General features: G+C 36.0%; 18 protein-coding genes and 1 tRNA gene. 11 read left to right on the forward strand and 8 right to left on the reverse strand.

Annotation, left to right across the window (positions count from 1 at the left end; all coding sequences use genetic code 11):
• Window positions 1-13 precede the first annotated feature (13 nt).
• The 5 genes from GQR94_RS10025 to GQR94_RS10045 form a co-directional block, all read right to left on the reverse strand.
• On the reverse strand, window positions 14-325 hold the full coding sequence (locus GQR94_RS10025; RefSeq protein ID WP_158975374.1) for a DUF4286 family protein: 312 nt from the start codon (window positions 323-325) through the stop codon (window positions 14-16).
• Between the two features lie 181 nt (window positions 326-506).
• Entirely contained in the window at window positions 507-2,249 is a 1,743-nt protein-coding gene (locus tag GQR94_RS10030) for a tetratricopeptide repeat protein (protein WP_199271557.1), read from the reverse strand.
• Between the two features lie 157 nt (window positions 2,250-2,406).
• Window positions 2,407-3,678, reverse strand: coding sequence for a serine--tRNA ligase (gene serS, locus GQR94_RS10035; RefSeq protein WP_158975376.1), 1,272 nt, complete (start codon window positions 3,676-3,678; stop codon window positions 2,407-2,409).
• A gap of 87 nt (window positions 3,679-3,765) precedes the next feature.
• Window positions 3,766-5,076, reverse strand: coding sequence for an HTTM domain-containing protein (locus GQR94_RS10040; RefSeq protein WP_158975377.1), 1,311 nt, complete (start codon window positions 5,074-5,076; stop codon window positions 3,766-3,768).
• Window positions 5,073-6,002 carry a bifunctional riboflavin kinase/FAD synthetase gene (locus GQR94_RS10045; protein ID WP_158975378.1) on the reverse strand — a complete coding sequence of 310 codons (930 nt, stop codon included), beginning with the start codon at window positions 6,000-6,002 and terminating at the stop codon, window positions 5,073-5,075. The genes GQR94_RS10040 and GQR94_RS10045 overlap by 4 nt, the downstream gene beginning before the upstream one ends.
• Before the next feature lie 51 nt (window positions 6,003-6,053).
• Between GQR94_RS10045 and GQR94_RS10050 the strand changes: the two genes are divergently transcribed.
• Window positions 6,054-9,821: a reprolysin-like metallopeptidase gene (locus tag GQR94_RS10050; protein ID WP_158975379.1), complete on the forward strand. Its 3,768-nt coding sequence runs from the start codon at window positions 6,054-6,056 to the stop codon at window positions 9,819-9,821.
• Complete coding sequence (locus tag GQR94_RS10055; RefSeq protein ID WP_158975380.1) at window positions 9,818-10,498, forward strand: hypothetical protein; 681 nt, start codon at window positions 9,818-9,820, stop codon at window positions 10,496-10,498. The genes GQR94_RS10050 and GQR94_RS10055 overlap by 4 nt, the downstream gene beginning before the upstream one ends.
• A gap of 1 nt (window position 10,499) precedes the next feature.
• Here GQR94_RS10055 and pth read toward each other — a convergent pair whose 3' ends face one another.
• From pth to GQR94_RS10070, 3 genes are all read right to left on the reverse strand, one after another.
• Window positions 10,500-11,129, reverse strand: coding sequence for an aminoacyl-tRNA hydrolase (pth, locus tag GQR94_RS10060; protein WP_158975381.1), 630 nt, complete (start codon window positions 11,127-11,129; stop codon window positions 10,500-10,502).
• Window positions 11,130-11,218: 89 nt separating this feature from the next.
• On the reverse strand, window positions 11,219-11,842 hold the full coding sequence (locus tag GQR94_RS10065) for a 50S ribosomal protein L25/general stress protein Ctc (RefSeq protein WP_158975382.1): 624 nt from the start codon (window positions 11,840-11,842) through the stop codon (window positions 11,219-11,221).
• Window positions 11,843-11,947: 105 nt separating this feature from the next.
• Complete coding sequence (locus tag GQR94_RS10070) at window positions 11,948-12,889, reverse strand: ribose-phosphate pyrophosphokinase (protein WP_158975383.1); 942 nt, start codon at window positions 12,887-12,889, stop codon at window positions 11,948-11,950.
• A gap of 144 nt (window positions 12,890-13,033) precedes the next feature.
• Between GQR94_RS10070 and GQR94_RS10075 the strand changes: the two genes are divergently transcribed.
• The 9 genes from GQR94_RS10075 (at window position 13,034) to GQR94_RS10115 (ending at window position 19,732) form a co-directional block, all read left to right on the forward strand.
• Window positions 13,034-13,114 (forward strand) — tRNA-Leu (locus tag GQR94_RS10075).
• A gap of 238 nt (window positions 13,115-13,352) precedes the next feature.
• Window positions 13,353-14,594, forward strand: coding sequence for a site-specific integrase (locus GQR94_RS10080; protein ID WP_158975384.1), 1,242 nt, complete (start codon window positions 13,353-13,355; stop codon window positions 14,592-14,594).
• Between the two features lie 100 nt (window positions 14,595-14,694).
• Window positions 14,695-15,270 (forward strand): TetR/AcrR family transcriptional regulator, encoded by a 576-nt coding sequence (locus GQR94_RS10085; RefSeq protein WP_158975385.1) that lies wholly within the window; start codon window positions 14,695-14,697, stop codon window positions 15,268-15,270.
• 97 nt (window positions 15,271-15,367) lie between these two features.
• A complete protein-coding gene (locus GQR94_RS10090) occupies window positions 15,368-16,441 on the forward strand; it encodes a 2Fe-2S iron-sulfur cluster-binding protein (protein WP_158975386.1) in 1,074 nt (357 codons plus the stop codon).
• 17 nt (window positions 16,442-16,458) lie between these two features.
• Window positions 16,459-17,415, forward strand: coding sequence for a 1,2-phenylacetyl-CoA epoxidase subunit PaaA (paaA, locus tag GQR94_RS10095; RefSeq protein WP_158975387.1), 957 nt, complete (start codon window positions 16,459-16,461; stop codon window positions 17,413-17,415).
• Between the two features lies 1 nt (window position 17,416).
• Entirely contained in the window at window positions 17,417-17,701 is a 285-nt protein-coding gene (paaB, locus tag GQR94_RS10100; RefSeq protein WP_158975388.1) for a 1,2-phenylacetyl-CoA epoxidase subunit PaaB, read from the forward strand.
• Window positions 17,701-18,453, forward strand: a complete 753-nt coding sequence (gene paaC / locus GQR94_RS10105; RefSeq protein ID WP_158975389.1) for a 1,2-phenylacetyl-CoA epoxidase subunit PaaC — start codon at window positions 17,701-17,703, stop codon at window positions 18,451-18,453. The genes paaB and paaC overlap by 1 nt, the downstream gene beginning before the upstream one ends.
• Window positions 18,447-18,950 carry a 1,2-phenylacetyl-CoA epoxidase subunit PaaD gene (paaD, locus tag GQR94_RS10110; protein ID WP_158975390.1) on the forward strand — a complete coding sequence of 168 codons (504 nt, stop codon included), beginning with the start codon at window positions 18,447-18,449 and terminating at the stop codon, window positions 18,948-18,950. The genes paaC and paaD overlap by 7 nt, the downstream gene beginning before the upstream one ends.
• Window positions 18,938-19,732 (forward strand): enoyl-CoA hydratase-related protein, encoded by a 795-nt coding sequence (locus GQR94_RS10115; RefSeq protein WP_233268670.1) that lies wholly within the window; start codon window positions 18,938-18,940, stop codon window positions 19,730-19,732. Before paaD ends, GQR94_RS10115 begins: the two co-directional genes overlap by 13 nt.

Consider the following 19,732-nt stretch of genomic DNA (forward strand, 5'->3'; position numbering starts at 1 on the left):
AGAAAGATAGGCTTTAGTGTTCACTAATAATTTCTAGTTCCGTTCTAAAAGCTAAAATTTTATCTGCGAAAAGTTTCATGGCTTCTTGCCTTAATCGAGGGGCGTCTTCTTTGTAATATTTTTCAAGCTCATCTTTTGAGCTTGTGGTGTATTGTACGGAATACGTAACGCCTCCCATTTCTTCTTTTATTAAAACGCGACATAATTTTGCAGCGCTAAATTTTCCCGTTGCCATCATATCAGGAATATGATTTTCTTTCATCCAACCAAGCCATTGTTCATGTATTGATTCGTCTATGTTTGAAGTAACGTTGTATATGTACATTAGGATTTTGTTATTAAGTGTAAAGTATTGGCAACAAAGGTAGAAGTTAAATAGTACACCCACAAATACATGTATGGGAGCATTTTTATTTTAAACTTGTTTTTAAGTGATTTAGAATGTTTTTGGGCTATTTAGAGGACTATAAAATGATTTTGATTGCATTTTTTTCATCCCTAAACCATCATTCAAGGGCATCACCACGTAAGCGCCTATAGTTTTTTCTGGCTTGCGGAAAGTAATAACTGTCTTGGTAGTTGTATATAATTTTTTCGTAGCTTTCTTTGGCTTTCTCAATGTCGTTAAATTGATTTTCATACAATTGTGCAATAGCAAAATAGGAGTCATCAGCTAAAATATCGTTTCCATAAAATTCAATTATTTTTTGATAGTTGAATTTTGCAGTATCAAAATCATTCATTTTCTCTAAGAGCTGGGCCTGTTTTAGCAAAGCTTCATCTTCAATCTTTTCGCCTTTATGATCTTTTAGAATTGTTTCTAGTGTAGCAATGGCTTCTTTATTTTTATTCTGATAGGCTAGTAAGTCGGCCTTTGCATAAATTTTCAAAGCAGTTTGGGTAGAATCTTCTAAAGAGTTATCAGAAATTAATAAACTCAATTGCATGGCATCATTGGCAATAAGTTGCGATGTAGAACTGCGAAGTACTTTTAATTGCGTCAGTGCCCATTCAAAATCTCCCTTATAAAAACTAGTTTGGGCAACCTTAAAACGAGCATTTTGAGCTAATACATCATTCTTTAATTCTTGTTGAATCTGAGAAAAATAGATCAGGGCTTGATTAAATTTCTGGTCGTACACTAAGATATCTCCTAAGGCCATCTTTAAATAGGCTTTGCCATACGTATTTAAAGGGAGTTCTAAGCTTTTTTTAAGGATAGCAATAGCTCTTTCTGGATTGTTTTTCTGAAAGGTTAGAAAGTTAGCATAGGCAATTTGTAATTGTAGCGTGTTACTTTTAAACCCATATTCTTCTATCATTTTTTCAAACAAAGCTTCTAGTTCATTCAGTTTTTTGTCATCGGCCTCTAGAAGTTCAATGTCTATTTTATGTAATTCGGCATCTAATTTATACTCGCTATTGCTAGTATTGGATATAATAAAGTCAAATATAGCAGCTGCAGTTTCATAATCTTTATGTGCTAAAGCAAGTTTTCCTAAATCTTGTATCCGTGATAAAGAACTGTCTTCAGATCTTTTGTAGATTGCCTTTTCCTGTGTAAAGGCACTTCTGTATTGTAACTGACGCACAAATAGCCAACTCAATAATTGATTCCAAAGCGTATCGGGATCTTTTTGTGCGTTTTTTAATAAGAGCTTTTTAAATAGGATGTTATTTTCGGCTTGCGCGTCTTCTGTAACAAAGTCATCTATATTTCTTAAAACGCTAGACATAGAAGTACTACCGTTTTTTAGAAGGTTGATAAAGGCCAAATACATCTCTTCAATTTTCCCTTGTTCTCCGTAAATTTTAGCCAATGGGAAATTGAAATCTAACTCCGGACTCGCTTCCATTCCGCTTAAAAAAGCCTTCTCCGAATAGTCTAGTAACGTATATTTCTGAAACCTTGAACCAATACTAAAGGCAAAATTGGGATTTTTAGGGATCACTGCTAGTGCTTGTTCATACATTTCTGCAGCCTTACTGTCTTCCTTTTGCAAGGTGTAATTATACCCCAGATCTACAATTAAAACGGGGTGCGATTTTTTGCTTTCTAATTTTTGGATAAGTACTTTCTCTGCGTCGTCATAGCGTTCTAGTTGCTGATAACAGGTAATTAAATCCTCAGAATAATCGTTGCGATAAGGATTTTGCTTTACTAGTTTTTCAAAATACACTACAGCTTTTTCAAATTCGCCATCATTCAAATATTGCTTCGCCAAAATATACTCTTGTGAGTACGACATTTGTATGCAAAGAAAAATAAATAGGGATAGAAAAATTTTCAAGACTGCTTTTTACTCAAAGATACGCAGAAACTTATTTGTTTTTAATGTGAATAAAATTTTAGGAGAACGCATAAAAAAAGCGCTATAGAAAAACTATAGCGCTTAAATATGATTCTTAATCTATCTTGTCAAAGCCACAATAAGGCACCAATACTTCGGGAATGGTTATCCCATCTGCTGTTTGGTAATTTTCTAAAATACCGGCTAAAACACGAGGTAAAGCCAAAGAACTACCGTTTAAAGTATGTGCTAATTGACTCTTACCGTCTTCATCCTTGTACCGAAGTTTTAATCTATTTGCTTGAAAGGTCTCAAAATTAGAAACAGAACTAATTTCTAACCAACGGTCTTGTGCGGTTGAGAAAACCTCAAAATCAAAGGTTAGGGCAGAAGTGAAGCCTAAATCCCCAGCACAAAGTCGCAATATTCTATACGGTAATTTTAATTCACGTAAAATGCCTTTTACGTGCTCCACCATGCCGTCTAATGCCTCGTATGATTTACTCGGGTGTTCTACACGAACAATTTCTACTTTGTCAAACTGATGTAATCTATTTAGGCCGCGAACATGCGCTCCATAACTACCTGCTTCCCTTCTAAAGCATGGCGTATAGGCGGTATGTGTAATTGGAAAATCTTTTTCATTTAAAATAACATCTCTAAAAATGTTTGTAACGGGTATTTCTGCAGTCGGGATCAAGTATAAGTCATCCGCAGGCATGTAATACATTTGCCCTTCTTTATCTGGCAATTGCCCGGTTCCGTACCCAGAAGCTTCGTTTACCACATGGGGAACCTGAATTTCATTATACCCAGCTGCTGTATTTTTATCTAAAAAGTAATTGATAAGTGCACGTTGTAAGCGCGCTCCTTTACCTTTATACACAGGAAAACCTGCTCCAGCAATTTTAACACCCAATTCAAAATCGATGATATCGTATTTTTTGGCCAATTCCCAATGCGGTAATGCACCTTCAACAAGTACAGGAATAGCACCTTCTTTAAAAATTTCTTCGTTATCTTCTTCTGACTTTCCTGTTGGAACAGAATCATGAGGGACATTCGGAATCTGGTACAATGCATTCTGAAGCTCAGCAGCAATCGTATTTAGATCTTCTGATAATTCTTTTGATGCCTCTTTTAAGTTGGCAGTTTCCTCTTTTAGTGCATTAGCTTCTTGAGCTTTTCCACTTTTGTAAAGGATACCAATTTCTTTAGAAAGTTTGTTTGAGTCTGCTAAAGTGTTATCTAATTGCGTTTGTGTAGCTCTTCTTTTTTCATCAAGATCTAATACAGCATCAATAAGGGAGGCTGCATCTGAATTCCGCTTTTTTAAAGCCTCAATAATAGCATCCTTATTTTCTCTGATAACATTTAGCTGTAACATCTACTTAAATTTTGATTTCAAATTTAATGGTAATTAAGGATAGCGCAAAAGAGAAAGTGTAAAAGTTGATGCGTTTAAGCAATCCATCTATTTAGAACTTGGCAAAATAAAGGTGTTGTGCTTAAAATGTTGCCATTTTTCCTGTGCTAAATCTACCTTAGGATCTATTAATTGCTTTTTGGGCTTTCCGTTGATGCTAACTCTAGCGTTGGCATAAACGGCAATTTCTTTATTATTCTTTTTAGCTTCTTTTTTCAGATGTTGAGCAAATTGCCAAATAAAATCAGGATAAGCGCCAATTTTTCTAATTTGCTTTTTGGTTAAATAATCATTTAGATTTACGTTTGTTGTGGTGTTGGTCTGTTTATCAATACTATTGAAATGAACAATGCCACTTCGTCTTCGCAACATCATTCTCCAACTTAATCTATGGCCTTCTTCTGTCCAAAGAACATCATCTTCAAAAAAATGATGACGTAATGGTAAGCCAATTTGAAAGATAAAATATACAATCCAAACTCCCAGTATTAGGGTTTTGAATTTAGGGGTTGCCATATTGGCAGGTTTATAGTCTAATGTATTTTTAAAAAAGATGCTTCTAATTTTTTTTGGATCAAAAAAGAACACCGTAAATGCCAATGCTAAATAAGGAAAAATTCCTATTTGAAAGATAATAGAATTAAATATATGAAAGAAAACAGCAAAAATAAAAGCAAATTTTCTACTCGGTTTCCAAAGTAAGGCGGGTACAATTAGTAAATCGAATAAAATCCCGAAAATGGCAATGAATTGGTGAATCCATGGAATTTGCAATAGGTCGCCTATTAAAAAATAGTTTGCTTTGCCACGCATGAGTACCTGTATAAATTCAAAATTTAACCAATCAGCATATACTTTTGCAACGGCAGCGTACGTATAAACAATAAATAGTTGAAGGATAATTATATATTTAAAATACGCATGCATTTTGTTGCTACGGATTTCTGGATTTAATTTAGCATCAATTGAATAATCTTTATTGGCTGGGAAGAAGACCATTATACTAGAAATTAACATCAACAAATAATAATGGTTGTTGTAAGATGTTTTTTGCATAAGATATACACCAGACCACATAAGTGCAAAAGCAAGCATGCTATAGGTGTATTTGTAGCCAATAGAAATTAAAATACCTAAGGTGCCCATAAGTATAAAGTAGGCGTACATCCATGGACCTGTTAATGTTGTAAGCCATTCAAAGCCTATGAAAGAGAAGTTAAATTTTGGTGTTACAAGATTACTTTTAACCCAGCCCGTCAGGATAGCACCATAACATTCTAAGCTTATTAAAATACCAAAAAATATTCTGAAAAGAATTAAATTTATGTTGTCTATCTTTTTAAGAAAAAAAGAATTCATGGTTGCGCAATTAGGCTTAGAGATGTTTTTTTATCTTGCTCTAGCTGCTTTTTTAACTCTTCAACAGAACTAAATTTATGTTCATCACGAAGACGCTCTAAAATATCAATCTGAATTTTTTTACCATATAAGTCTTGGTCAAAATCAAAAAAGTGTACTTCTATGCTTTTCTCTTTTCCGGATACTGTTGGGTTAAAGCCTATATTCATCATCCCGTAAACGGTAGTATTATCAATTTTACTCTTAACCACGTAAACACCATTCAACGGAATTAGTTTGTAGTCTTCTTCAATGTGAATGTTTGCAGTAGGAAAGCTTAACTGTTTTCCTAGGCCTTTACCGTGAATAACGGTACCTGTTAACATGTAGTTATAGCCTAAATATGAATTGGCGGTAGTAATATCACCCTCTTCTAATGCTTTTCTTATTTTGGTAGAACTTACAGAAACTTCATCTATTTCTTGTGCCGGAATTTCTTCTACTTCAAAGTTATGGGTTTTACCAAATGAAATTAAATCTTTAATATCGGCATTTCTATTTCTTCCAAATCGATGGTCGTAACCAATAATTATTTTTTTACTATTCAGCCCTTTTACTAAAATTGATTCGACAAAATCGGTTGCAGAAAGCCTTGAAAATTCTTTTGAAAAAGGGTAGATCATAAGATAATCTAATCCTATGTTTTCTAGAATTTTTATTTTTTCATCAATGGTGTTTAAAAGCTTAATGTTGGCATCTTGCTGTAAAACCATTCTAGGGTGGGGGAAAAAAGTAAGAACGGTAGCTTTTAAATTTAAAAGCTTGGCATCATTTATGAGTCTATCTAATAACTTTCGATGACCTATATGAACACCGTCAAAAGTACCAATAGTTACAGCCGTAGGTTGTTGGTCGTCGAATTTACTTATGTTTTGAATAGTTATCACAAAAATTAAATAATAAAAAGCCTTACTTTTATACTCTGTTAATTCGTTTTAATGAAAACAAACTTACGCCTACTTTTTGCAATTCCCATATTTTTTCTCTCGTTTTCTGGGTTTAGTCAAGATGTTTTTTGGCAGGAAACAAGTGCGAATGCTTCTAATGTTTCTGGTAAATTACAAAAATTGTCTATTCTTAAAGCTAAAACGTTTACGTTAAACGATTTAGATTTTAAAGCAAATCTAGAAAAAAAAGTAAGTGCTAAGGGAAATTATGTTCTTTATTTTCCTGGTGAGAATGGAGAATTAATAGCTTTTGATGTTCAGGAATCTTCCGTTATGGCGCCTGAGCTAGCTAAGAAGTACCCCAATATAAAATCGTATAGAGGAGTAGGTAGTTCTGACAGGTCTAAAAATATTCGTTTCAGTGTATCTCCTAAAGGAGTGCAGAGTATGATGGTAGATAAAAAATCTTCGGAAGCTACGTTCATGCAAAAATTGGATGGAGATGATTATATTTTGTATACGAGAAAGTCTGATGATGTTGTAGATGCAAATTTTATTTGCGAAACCAAAGAACTTAGTTTAAGTAGTAAAGGTGCTTCTACAGCACGATTGGTAGAGGACCAAGTACTGAGGAAGTATAAAGTTGCTGTTTCTGCAACAGGAGAGTATACAGCATATCATGGAGGGACAAAGGCAGATGCTCTGGCAGCTATCAATGCTACGTTAACCCGTATAAATATGGTGTTTGAAACAGATTTAGGGGTTACGCTTGAATTAGTAGCAAATACAGATTCGGTAATTTATACTTCGGCAACTACTGATCCTTATACTGGAAATTTGAATACACAAGCGCAAAACACTTTCACTAGTGTTATTGGTGCTGCTAACTACGATATTGGCCATTTGTTTAATGAAGATTCTAATGGGGGAGATGCCGGTTTTATTGGCTCTGTCTGCAAGGATGCTCAAAAAGGAAGTGCCTATTCTTCAGGTACTACGCCCGAAGGAGATTTGTTTGATTTAGATTTTGTTGCGCATGAAATGGGGCATCAGTTAGGTGCTAATCATACGTGGTCTTTTGAGTCTGAAGGCACGCAAGTACAAGCAGAACCAGGTAGTGGTTCTACAATTATGGGGTATGCGGGTATTTCTGGGGTAAACAATGTTGCTGCTAACGGACAAGACTATTTTCACTATTATAGTATTAAACAAATCTCAGAAAATTTAGCAACAACCAGTTGCGCAACCGAAATTCCAATTCTTGATGTTCCTCCTGTAATTGTTGGTGTATCTGATTATACTATTCCAATAGGTACGCCATTTGTCCTTGCTGGTAATGCTTCAGATGCTGATGCTGCAGATGTTTTAACGTATGCCTGGGAACAAATAGATGACGGGGTAGTTACTAGTGCTACTTTTGGCCCTACAAATCCTTCTGGAGCCATGTTTAGGTCGCAAAGGCCATCGGTAGATTCAAGTCGATATTTTCCAAAATTATCTAGTGTAATTAGTGGGGATCTTACGCAATCTAATCCAACCGTTAATTCTGCATGGGAAACTTTATCCACCATAGAAAGAGATCTTAATTTTGCCTTAACTGTTCGTGATAACGCCTCTGGAGGCGGACAAGTAGTCTCTGACCTAATACAAGTAAATGTTGTTGAAAGTGCGGGGCCTTTTCAAGTGCTTTCGCAAAATGTAGCAACAAGCTATGAAGCCGGGAGCTCTCAAGAAATTTTATGGGATGTATCTAATACTACAAATTCTAGTGTAAATGCTCAATTTGTAGACATATTATTGTCTACAGACGGCGGACTTACTTTTGCAACAACCTTAGCTGAAGATGTGGTCAATGATGGTTCTTATGCTGTTTTGTTGCCCAATGTGGTTACTACGCAAGCCAGAATAATGGTGAAAGCAAGTGCTAATGTATTCTTTGCAGTAAACGATGCTAATTTTTCAATTACCAGCAGTACTATCGTTTTAAATTTTGCTGCCTTAGACTATTTTATCTGTCAGCCTCTAGATTTAGTTATTCCTTTTGTTTACGAAGCAAATTCAGGGTTTGCAGAAACAGCTACTTTTAGTGTGTCCGGGTTGCCTACTGGCTTAGCAGCAAGCTTTTCGCCGGTTACCGCCACAACAGATGGTACTTTGGTAGATCTAACTTTTACCAATAGCGGTGCTGTTTCTCCTGGCGAATATCAAATAGAGGTTTTAGCAACTACCGCGAGTGTTACAAAACAAGTTGCATTAACTATTTCTGTTGAGAATACGAGTTTTACACCCGTGCTATTAACTTCACCAACGGATGCTGAAATAGGTACGAGTATTCATCAAGTTTTTGATTGGGTAGCCGAACCCGCTAGTAGTTCTTATGATATTGAAATTGCCAGCGATGCGGCATTCGCAAGTGTTGTGGAATCCGCGAGTGTGTTAGCTACTACATATACCTCTTTAGGTTTAACCCCTAATACCGTTTATTACTGGCGTATAAAACCAAAAAATAATTGTGGAGAAGGTGCTTTTAGTGATGCCTTTAGTTTTACCACGACAACTATTGATTGTAAGGTTGTTTCCGCCAAAAGCCTTCCAATAACCATATCTTCATCTGGTACTCCTACGATATTTTCTACCATTTCTTTTATTGAAGATTTACCACTTTCAGATGTTAATGTTGTTTTAGACCTTACGCATTCTTATCTAGCAGACCTTACGGTTAAGTTAACTTCTCCAGAAGGTACTACTGTTGTTTTAATGGCAAATTCTTGTGGAGAAAATAGAAATGTTAATGCCACATTTGACCAAAGTGCAAATAGTTTTGTTTGTGGTACGAACCCTGCAATAAACGGACTAGTAAAACCTCTAGGTTCTTTAAATTCTTTTAATGGAGAATCTTCAAAAGGAGATTGGGTTTTAGAAATTAGTGATAATGCAGGAGGAGATGGAGGTTCCTTAAATGGTTTTTCATTAGAATTATGTGTTGAGGGTGAATTTAGACCAGATGCAGATAATGATGGAGTTTTTGATGATGGCGATGATATGTGTTTAGGAACGCCAGAAGGGCAAGAAGTAGATGTGCAAGGATGTCCGCTTTATTACTTTGATGCTTCTAATTTTGAAGTTGCTTTAAGTAGTGAGTCTTGTAGAGAAAATAACGATGGCGTAATTTCGGTTTCCGCAACTACATCTTTAGCATATGCGGTCAACGTTTCTGGAAATGGTATTAATGAAGACGCCAATTTTACAACAACCTATAGTTTAGGTAATTTAGAGTCAGGGAGCTATCAAGTATGCATTACTGGAACAGATGGTAGTATTACTTACGAGCAATATTGCTTTGATGCGGTTATTACTCAACCTGACGAATTAGAGGTTTTTGCAGTGGTTTCTAATGACGGAAATAGTGTTAGTTTAGATTTAAATGGGGCAGATGAATATAGTGTTAGTCTTAATGGTGTAGCTGTAATCGTGACCGATTCTTCCTATAAAATATCTTTAGAGAATGGCATTAATACTTTAAAGGTTGAAACCAATTTACCATGCCAGGGATCTTTTGAGGAGGAATACATTCTGCTTGATAAACCATTTATTTATCCTAATCCTGCAAGTGAAGAGGTACGTATTTTTACGGGAGTAGAAACGAACAATAATATAGTTCAGATCTTTGCTTTGAATGGGAGGTTAGTAAAAACGTCAAGCATAGCAAGTGCTACAACCGAATTGATAATTTCGGTGGCTAACTTGCCACCAGGAGTCTATGTTTTAAAGCTTCAAAGTGATGTACTAAAGGAGACATTTAAATTAATTAAGCAATGAGAAAAATAATTGTATTTGGTGTTTTTCTATTCGTATTTGGATGCTCAAAAGATGAAGTTAAGGGGCCTTCGAGTGCAATACTCGTATTTCCGTTACAAAATTCAGAGTGTACGACGGGGGTGGATATTAATGAAACTGCTAGATTGATTACTTTTCAGTGGGAGGCATCAGATAATACACAAACGTATAAGTTGACCGTGGAAAACTTACTAACCAACAGTCCACAAGTAGTCAGTACAAATCAAACATCTGCGCAGGTAGAAGTCACCAAAGGAACTCCGTATGCGTGGCATGTTGTTTCTGAAAATACAAAAGTAACTACTTCTGCTACAAGTGAGACTTGGAATTTTTTTAATGCAGGAACCATACGTACACATATTCCGTTTCCTGCGAACCTTATGTCGCCACTCTCGGGAGAAACAGTATTAAGAGATATAAATAATGAAGTAGCGCTAACCTGGTCTGGATTAGATTTAGATTCAGATATAGAGACCTACGAAGTGTTTTTTTCTGAAAGCAATCCGCCAACTCAATGGACAACTATGGGAACTAATGAGATAAATGAGCTCAAGGTTTCTGTAGAAGAAGATACCGTGTATTACTGGCGTATAAAAACAATAGATGCTGAGGGTAATAGTTCTAATACGGGCGTATACAGCTTTAAAGTTTTAGAATAGATTAGGTGTTATTGTATTGGTTCATTGTAATGGTGATACCTGCAAGAACAAAAGATTTTATAAGTTCAGCAGATCGTTCTAGGCGTTCAGGCATTGCAGCTTTCTCATCATCATTCCATTTTCCAAGAACGTAGTCTACTTGCCTTCCTTTGCCAAAATCGGCTCCAACTCCAAACCTAAATCTGTTATAGTTTGAGGAGTTTAGTATGTTTTGAATATCTTTTAATCCATTATGGCCACCATTGCTGCCTTTGGTTTTTACTCTTATGACACCGTAATCTAAGTTAATATCGTCTGTAATAACAAGAACGTTCTCTAGCGGAATATTTTCCTTCTCCATCCAGTAGTGAAGTGCCTTACCACTTAGATTCATATAGGTAGATGGTTTTAAAAGCAAAACACTTCTTCCTTTTAATTTTAAAGTAGTTACTGCGCCTAATTTAGCAGTCTCAAAGGTTAAATTTTCTAGCGCGGCAAGTTTGTCAAGAACTTTAAAACCAATATTGTGCCTTGTTTGTGCGTATTCTGGGCCTATATTTCCTAAACCAATGATTAAATATTTTTTCATAGTATTTTGCTCTTCTAGATAGCTTTTGGGTTTTTCAAAAAAGAACTTTATAAAATTAAACATCTAAGATAGTATAGATTGTTACTGGGTAAAAATATAAAAGCATCTCAACAATTACGCTGAGATGCTTTTTAAGATTATTGGTCAAAAGTTTATTCAGCAGCAGCCTCTGTTGCTCCTTCTTCACCTTCAGCACCTTCTTCACCTTCTTCTTCGTCAGTAAGAACTGCATTACGAGCAGATTTAACTTGTACGACAACAGTATTTTCTGGGTGTAAGATTGTGAATTCGTCTTTTAATAACGATTCAACAATAATATTACCACCGATTTTCAATTTAGAAATATCGATATCAAAGAAATCTGGTAATTTAGATGGTAATGCTTTGATTGTTAATTTACGTTTTCTAAATAATAAACGACCACCGTTCATTACCCCTGGAGAATTACCTTTCAATTGTACAGGAATATCCATAGTAACTTCTTTATCAGCAAATAACTGATAGAAATCGATATGTAAAATAGCATCTGTAACTGGGTGAAATTGAATGTCTTGTAAAACAGCGTCAAATTTTTTGCCACCTTCGATTTCAATCACTGCGGTGTGAGCGTTTGGGGTGTACACTAAGTGTTTGAATGCTGGTTCATCCGCTGAAAAGTGTAATGGTGTTTCCCCTCCGTACAGTACGCAAGGAACCTGTCCAGCATTACGTAAGGCTTTTGTTGCTTTCTTGCCTACGCTTTCTCTTTTAGATCCTGAGATTGTAATTGACTTCATTATATATATTTAACTATTAATTATTCTACTTGAAATTTGTGACTTCAGCTTTCTTCAGTCAATCTTGTTTATTAATTTGAGTTCTAGCTTTTTGCGGCTGCAAAGCTACATTAAAAATTTTGAACTAATTGAGGTATTGTTATGTACTCTTTCCATAACGTCAGCAAATAAATCTGCACAACTCAATACACGAACTTTATTACTATCTTTTCTTGAAGGAATAGAATCAGTAATGATGAGTTCAGATAACTGTGAATTTTCTATTTTTTCATAGGCATCACCAGATAAAAGACCATGAGTGGTAATTGCACGTACACTTAAAGCGCCTCGCTCTATCATTAAATCAGCGGCTTTTGTTAATGTTCCAGCAGTATCTACCATATCATCAACTAAAACAACATTTTTGCCTTTTACATCGCCGATTAATTCCATATGTGAAATGATATTGGCTTTTTCTCTTTGCTTATAACAAATAACAACATCAGACTTTAAAGCTTTTGAATAGGCATAAGCTCTTTTAGAACCACCCATATCCGGAGAAGCTATCGTAAGGTTGTCTAGATTTAAACTTTTTAAATAAGGTAAGAACAAGGTAGATGCAAAAAGATGATCAACAGGCTTTTCAAAAAAACCTTGTATTTGATCTGCATGCAAATCCATTGTTATTATTCTAGTTGCACCAGCAGCTTCGAGCATTTTTGCTACTAATTTTGCGGCAATGGGTACTCTAGGTTTGTCTTTTCTATCTTGTCTTGCCCAACCAAAGTAAGGCATAACAGCAGTAATGTGTCTAGCAGAAGCGCGTTTTGCAGCATCAAGCATAAGCAACATTTCCATTAAATTTTCAGAACTTGGATTCGTAGAACCGATTATAAAAACACGTGTGCCTCGTACGGATTCTTCAAAAGAAGGTTGAAATTCTCCATCACTATACCTAGAGAACAGCACTTTTCCTAACTCCGTACCATAAGACTTCGCAATTCGTTCCGCTAAAGCTGTACTTTGAGTACAGGCAAAAATTTTAGGTTCTGGTACTTGATAAGACATTGTTAATCTCCTGTTTTTAAGTTTATTGGCCTCTAAATTCTTTTGAGAGTGCAAATTTAGAAATTTATTTGTCGTCTAAGAGGATTATTCTCAAGTTTTTTGTCAAAAAAAGAAATTTATTTTATAGTTTTGCACTCCTTAAGAGCTCGAGTGGCGGAATTGGTAGACGCGCTGGATTCAAAATCCAGTTCCTCTGGAGTGCGGGTTCGATTCCCGCCTCGAGTACTAATTAACTATCAAATTGAATCAAAACCCTATAAATCGCAGTATTTATAGGGTTTTTCATTTTCTGACATATCATTTGACACCATCTAAACACATCTAAAAGGTGTCTAATTCGGTTGCACTAACGAGATATAATTTAGTGCAACCGAATTGATGTTAATAATCTTGTTTTCAGTATGTTACGTTGTTGTGTTTTGATATTTATTTCCTATATTTAAGTATCAAAAATTTAAAAATAATGCAAGATTTGGTATCCGTATTGTTTTATATTCGAAAAAAAGGTACCAGTGACCCTACTATGGGCACTATTTACCTTAGAATTACGGTCAATGGGAAAAGAGCAGAAGTGAGTACTATGAGGAAGGTAGCTATATCTAGATGGAATGCAAAGGCTAATAAGGTGAAAGGATACTCCATAGAAGCTAGGCAAACCAATCGTCATCTAGACGTTATTAAAAATAGGATCTATGAGATTTATCAAAATCTATTACATGAAGATATGGACATTGTATCCGCAGCCAGTATAAGAGACGAATATGTAGGTATAAATAAAAATCAGAAACTAATTTTAGAACTGTTCGAAGAACATAATCTAAGAATGGAAAGGTTGGTGGGGAAAGATTTTTCTTTTAGGACGTTACAGCGATATAAGACTACTAAGAAGCATCTTGGTAGGTTTATGAGGACTAACTATGATTCTAATGATTATCCTGTGAAGAAGATAGATGTCAAATACGTCAACGGGTTCATCTATTTTTTAAAATCAGAACAAAATCTTTCGCATAATTCAGCACTGAAGTATGTTGCTTATTTTAAAAAAATCGTTCGGGTTGCTTATGCAAATGGATGGTTAGACAAAGATCCATTTTACAATTTTAAACTTCGACCACAAACTATCGATAAAGAATTTTTAAGCAATAATGAGCTTGATAAACTAATACAGAGTGATTTTTCTATCCCAAGATTAGAACATGTAAGGGATGTTTTCATTTTTAGCTGCTATACAGGTCTAGCTTATGTTGATGTTGCAAAACTTAAGGAAGATGACATTGTACTTGGTATGGATGGTAGACTTTGGATAAAAGTGAACAGGACTAAGACAAAAACATTAAGCAGTATTCCAATTTTACCCATTGCCGAGCAAATTATAAATAAGTACGCCAGCCTACCAAAGATTGATAATAAATTACTACCAGTATATAGTAATCAAAGAACTAACGGGTACTTAAAAGAGATAGCAGATCTTAGTGGAATAAATAAGAAGTTAACTTTCCATATGGCTAGACATACTTTTGCAACTACAGTAACTTTATCCAATGGCGTTCCCATTGAGTCGGTAAGTAAAATGTTAGGTCATAAATCTTTGAAAACTACGCAGCATTACGCGAAAATTTTGGACACTAAACTTTCTGAGGATATGAAAAATCTTAGAATTAGGTTTGAAAATGAAAATATACTATCAAATATAAACGGGTCTTAGAAAAAAAGAAGACTATTGTATTATTGGAACTTACTTAAAAGTACCACTAAGAGGTTTTGATATCGTATTATTAACTTGCAGCTATTAGTTGAAAAACAAAATGAAAGAATTTAAAGGCCGAAAACTAGAAATCGTAAAAACAGCCTCCTCACTTTTTAACACTATGGGGTACAAAAATGTAACCATGCGGGTACTTGCTGAGGAAATAGGAATAAAAGCGGCCAGTTTATATAATCATATCTCGTCAAAACAAGAAATACTCTCTGCGATTATAATTTCATTGGCAGAACAATTTACCAATAGTATGGATACTGTTATGGCCGATGATTCTACCCCTGTTGAAAAAATCAAAAGCATAATTATTCATCATATAGAAATTACATTGAACAATCCGGATGGCACCGCTTCCTTGCAGAATGATTGGATGTACCTCGAGGGAGATGACCTTATTTACTTCAAAAAAATGCGAAAGCAATATGAAGAAAATTTCAGGCAGATTATAAAAAGTGGAATAGCTTCTGGTGAAATTAGAAAGATAGATTCTGAAACAATGCTTTTTTCAATACTTACCACACTTAGGTCTTTGTATATATGGTATTCTCGGCAAAAAGAGATGGATAAAGACAAACTAAAAGCAGATATGATAAGTGTCTTGTTAGACGGTATCCGAACGTAATAATATCTAATTATTTTATTGAATTTTAATTTTTTTCAATAAATACATTTGCGAAACTAACAAATGTTAGTTAGTTTTGTATCAAAGATTGATTCAAATGGCTGACTTTCAAGAATTGATAATTTCCCATATTGAAAGAACTACCAAAGATTGTTCGGTACTTTCTTTTCAGGTTCCCAATGAGAAAAAGGAACATTTTAAGTTCAAGCAAGGGCAGTACCTCACCTTAGAATCGCTCATTGAAAATGAAAATGTAAGACGTTCCTATTCCCTTTGTTCTAGTCCTTTTGATGATGAATGGAAAGTTGCCGTTAAGCAAATTCACAATGGCGTTTTTTCCACCTTCGTCAATACGAAATTGAAATCTGGAGATACTTTAAAGGTGATGCCTCCCAAGGGGGATTTTTATGTACGCATTGACCCAACAGCTACTAAAAATTATATTGCTTTTGCTGCAGGTAGCGGTATTACTCCAATTCTATCCATTATAAAAACGCATTTAAAGGCAGAACCCAATAGTACCTTTAAATTGTTCTATGTCAACCGAACAGCAAAATCCATTATACTAAAAGAGGAAATAGAAGAATTGAAAAACCTGTTTTTCAATAGGTTTCAGGTGTTCTACTTCCTTACCAAAGAGCAGCGGGATATTCCATTTTTAAACGGTCGTTTCGACAAGGAGAAGCTGCAAATATTAACGAATTCTTTTATTCAAATAGAAAACACCGATGATTGTTTTATTTGCGGACCTCAAGACATGATTTTCTTGATTCGTGATGAACTACAAGCGGCTGGATTATCAAAAGATAAAATACACTATGAACTTTTCTTTTCAGGAAGTTCGGAAGAGAATCAACAGCGTATTTCTGAAATTTTAGAACAAAAGGTAGAAGGTACCGAAGTGACCATTATCGATGGTAGTAAAGAATTTCATTTTGTAATGACCGAAGACCACGATAATATACTAGACGGCGCATTGGCGGCAGGAGCAGATTTGCCTTTCGCATGTAAGGGCGGTGTTTGTAGTACTTGTAAATGTCGCGTGTTGGAAGGTTCTGTAGAAATGAAAATAAACTATGCTTTAGACGAGAGTGAAGTAGCTCAAAATCTGGTCTTGAGCTGTCAATCAGTACCCACTTCAGAAAAGGTAGTGGTTGATTTTGACGTTTAAACATAAATCGTATAGCTATGAGTAAAGAAAAAATCAAAAATTTAGAAGAGCAATTTGATGCACGAATTGCCCGCGATGAAAAAATAGAAGCAAAAGACTGGATGCCAGAAAAATATCGCAAAACGCATATTCGGCAAATGTCTCAACATGCACATTCTGAAATTGTAGGAATGCTGCCGGAAGGAAACTGGATAAGCAGGGCGCCAAGTTTAAGAAGAAAAGTAGCTTTATTGGCAAAAGTGCAAGATGAAGCGGGGCATGGTTTATACCTCTATAGCGCTTGCGAGACCTTAGGTATTTCTAGAAACGAATTATATGAGCAATTGCATTCTGGTAAGGCTAAATACTCCAGTATTTTCAATTACCCTACCCTTACATGGGCAGACATGGGTGCTATTGGCTGGTTGGTAGATGGTGCTGCAATTATCAACCAGGTGCCATTGTGTAACACTTCTTATGGTCCTTATGCCAGAGCTATGGTCCGTGTTTGTAAAGAAGAGAGTTTTCATCAACGCCAAGGCTATGAAATCATGATAAAATTGGCGAATGGCAGTCAGGAACAAAAAGAATTGGCGCAAGATGCTTTAAATCGCTGGTGGTGGCCATCGCTAATGATGTTGGGACCTACGGATGGGGAATCAGTTCATACAGCGCAATCCATGAAATGGAAATTAAAGCGAAAGACCAATGATGAATTACGTCAACAATTTATAGACCAAACGGTGCCACAGGCAGATTTAATAGGCTTGACTATTCCTGATGCGGATTTAAAATGGAACGAGGAGCGTAAGAGTTATGACTTTGGAGAAATAAACTGGGACGAGTTTTGGCAAGTGGTCAAAGGACACGGACCATGTAATAAGGAACGCATGAATGCTCGTGTAAGTGCTTGGGAAAATGGTGGATGGGTTCGGGATGCCGCTATGGCGCATGCGGAAAAAAAAGAAAATAGAAAACTGGATAAAGCTGTTTAATATGGATAAGAATTGGCCCCTTTGGGAAGTCTTCATTAGAAGTAAAAACGGATTAGAGCATCGTCATGTGGGAAGTCTACATGCCTCAGATTCTGAAATGGCTTTAGATAATGCACGTGATGTCTATACTAGGCGTAATGAAGGTATTAGTATTTGGGTAACAGAGTCTAAGCATATTACTGCTTCTAACCCTGAGCATAGTGGGGAGCTTTTTGAACCTGCAAAAGACAAGATTTACCGTCACCCTACTTTTTATGAGCTGCCAGACGAAGTAAAACACATGTAATGAAAGAAAACTTATATAAGTATATTTTAGCCATTGCCGATAACTGTCTTATTCTAGGGCAACGTTTGGGCGAACTCTGTGGCCATGGTCCCAGTTTAGAAACTGATATAGCTTGTACCAATATTTCTCTTGATTTGTTGGGGCAAGTTCGCAGCTACTATCAATATGCCGCTAAAATCGCTGGTGATGGCAGAAAGGAAGATGATATTGCCATGCTACGAAAAGAACGTGAGTACGTAAATGTTCTATTGGTAGAGCAGCCCAATACAGATTTCGCACATACCATATGCAGGCAATTTCTATTTGATGTGTACCACCTTCTATTTTTAGACCAATTGCAGAACAGCACCGATATGACCTTATCGGCTATTGCAAAAAAATCGATTAAAGAAGTAAGCTACCACGAACGTTTTTCTTCCGATTGGGTAAAAAGACTAGGTGACGGTACTACAGAAAGCAAAGAAAAAACGCAAAACGCAATAGATTTTTTATGGACCTATACCGACGAGTTTTTTCATCAAACGGAAGCTGACAAGGCTATGCTTGAAGAAGGCGTTGGTGTTGATGTCACTCAATTAAAAGATAGCTACTATCAAAAGGTTACTGAAATACTAGATGCGGCAACGCTCTTCGTTCCAGAATCAAAGTGGTTTCAAAAAGGTGGTAAAGAGGGCATCCATACAGAACACATGGGATACATATTGAGTGATTTACAGTATATGCAGCGCACATACCCTAATATGGAATGGTAATAGAAATGCAACATATAGACAAACAATTAATTCCAATTTTAGAAAAGGTATCCGACCCAGAGATTCCGGTACTTTCTATTATGGATATGGGAGTTGTTCGTTCTGCGGTCATTTCTGATACTGACACAGTACATGTTGTAATTACACCAACCTATAGTGGTTGTCCTGCTATGGATGTGATTGGAGATGATATTACAGCCGCACTTAAAATTGCAGGGTATACTGCTACAATAGAATTAGTGTTGTCACCTGCATGGACAACAGATTGGATTACCCCAAGAGGACGTAAAGCGCTTGAAGACTATGGCATTGCAGCACCATTAGATGCACATGCCGATAAAGAAGCATTATTAGAGAATAAAAGAATTGTAAAATGCACCAATTGCGGTTCTACGGAAACCCAATTGGTAAGTCAATTCGGTTCTACGGCTTGTAAGGCATTGTTTAAATGCGAAAACTGTCAAGAACCTTTTGATTATTTCAAATGTCTAAAATGATTATGGCGACTATTCAAAAAGATATAGAGAACAACATTGCTTTTTTAAGACTGAATCGACCTGATGTCTATAATAGTTTTAATAGGGAAATGGCGCTTCAATTGCAAAAAGAGCTGGACTTCTGTGCAAGTAGTGATTTGGTCAGAGCGGTGGTTATTTCTGGAAACGGAAAAGCGTTTTGTGCTGGTCAAGACCTGAAAGAGGTGACCGATAAAGAATTAAACCCAGGGTTTCGTACGATTCTAGAAGAGCACTACGCTCCGATAATAGAAAAAATCAGGAACCTTAAAAAACCCGTGATTGCTGCCGTAGATGGAGTAGCTGCAGGGGCAGGCGCGAATATAGCATTAGCCTGTGATGTTGTAGTTGCTAGTGAAAGAACAAGCTTTATACAAGCGTTCAGCGGCATTGGCTTAGTGCCTGATAGTGGCGGCACCTTCTTTTTGCCAAGACTTATTGGTTTTCAAAAAGCATCGGCCTTGGCCATGTTGGGTGACAAAATCAAGGCAAAAGAAGCGGAACGTATGGGAATGATTTATAAAGTTTTTACTGTTGAAGCTTTTGATGAAGAAGTACAAAAAATAGCTGAGAAAATGGCACAAATGCCAACGATGGCACTAGGGCTAATTAAGCAAGCATTAAACAGTTCGATGACAAATTCGCTCGAAGACCAATTGAAACTAGAAACAGAGCTGCAATTGAAGGCATCAGAAAGTAATGATTACGAGGAGGGCGTGACGGCATTTCTTCAAAAAAGAAAACCAGAATTCAAAGGTAACTAG

The organism is Cellulophaga sp. L1A9 (assembly GCF_009797025.1).
GTDB lineage: Bacteria > Bacteroidota > Bacteroidia > Flavobacteriales > Flavobacteriaceae > Cellulophaga.

Coding starts and splice junctions, on each gene's coding strand:
- GQR94_RS10025 (WP_158975374.1), bottom strand. CDS start 325: ATGTACATATACAACGTTACTTCAAACATAGACGAATCAATACATGAA.
- GQR94_RS10030 (WP_199271557.1), bottom strand. CDS start 2,249: ATGTCGTACTCACAAGAGTATATTTTGGCGAAGCAATATTTGAATGAT.
- serS (WP_158975376.1), bottom strand. CDS start 3,678: ATGTTACAGCTAAATGTTATCAGAGAAAATAAGGATGCTATTATTGAG.
- GQR94_RS10040 (WP_158975377.1), bottom strand. CDS start 5,076: ATGAATTCTTTTTTTCTTAAAAAGATAGACAACATAAATTTAATTCTT.
- GQR94_RS10050 (WP_158975379.1), top strand. CDS start 6,054: ATGAAAACAAACTTACGCCTACTTTTTGCAATTCCCATATTTTTTCTC.
- GQR94_RS10055 (WP_158975380.1), top strand. CDS start 9,818: ATGAGAAAAATAATTGTATTTGGTGTTTTTCTATTCGTATTTGGATGC.
- pth (WP_158975381.1), bottom strand. CDS start 11,129: ATGTTTAATTTTATAAAGTTCTTTTTTGAAAAACCCAAAAGCTATCTA.
- GQR94_RS10065 (WP_158975382.1), bottom strand. CDS start 11,842: ATGAAGTCAATTACAATCTCAGGATCTAAAAGAGAAAGCGTAGGCAAG.
- GQR94_RS10070 (WP_158975383.1), bottom strand. CDS start 12,889: ATGTCTTATCAAGTACCAGAACCTAAAATTTTTGCCTGTACTCAAAGT.
- GQR94_RS10080 (WP_158975384.1), top strand. CDS start 13,353: ATGCAAGATTTGGTATCCGTATTGTTTTATATTCGAAAAAAAGGTACC.
- GQR94_RS10085 (WP_158975385.1), top strand. CDS start 14,695: ATGAAAGAATTTAAAGGCCGAAAACTAGAAATCGTAAAAACAGCCTCC.
- GQR94_RS10090 (WP_158975386.1), top strand. CDS start 15,368: ATGGCTGACTTTCAAGAATTGATAATTTCCCATATTGAAAGAACTACC.
- paaA (WP_158975387.1), top strand. CDS start 16,459: ATGAGTAAAGAAAAAATCAAAAATTTAGAAGAGCAATTTGATGCACGA.
- paaB (WP_158975388.1), top strand. CDS start 17,417: ATGGATAAGAATTGGCCCCTTTGGGAAGTCTTCATTAGAAGTAAAAAC.
- paaC (WP_158975389.1), top strand. CDS start 17,701: ATGAAAGAAAACTTATATAAGTATATTTTAGCCATTGCCGATAACTGT.
- paaD (WP_158975390.1), top strand. CDS start 18,447: ATGGTAATAGAAATGCAACATATAGACAAACAATTAATTCCAATTTTA.
- GQR94_RS10115 (WP_233268670.1), top strand. CDS start 18,938: ATGTCTAAAATGATTATGGCGACTATTCAAAAAGATATAGAGAACAAC.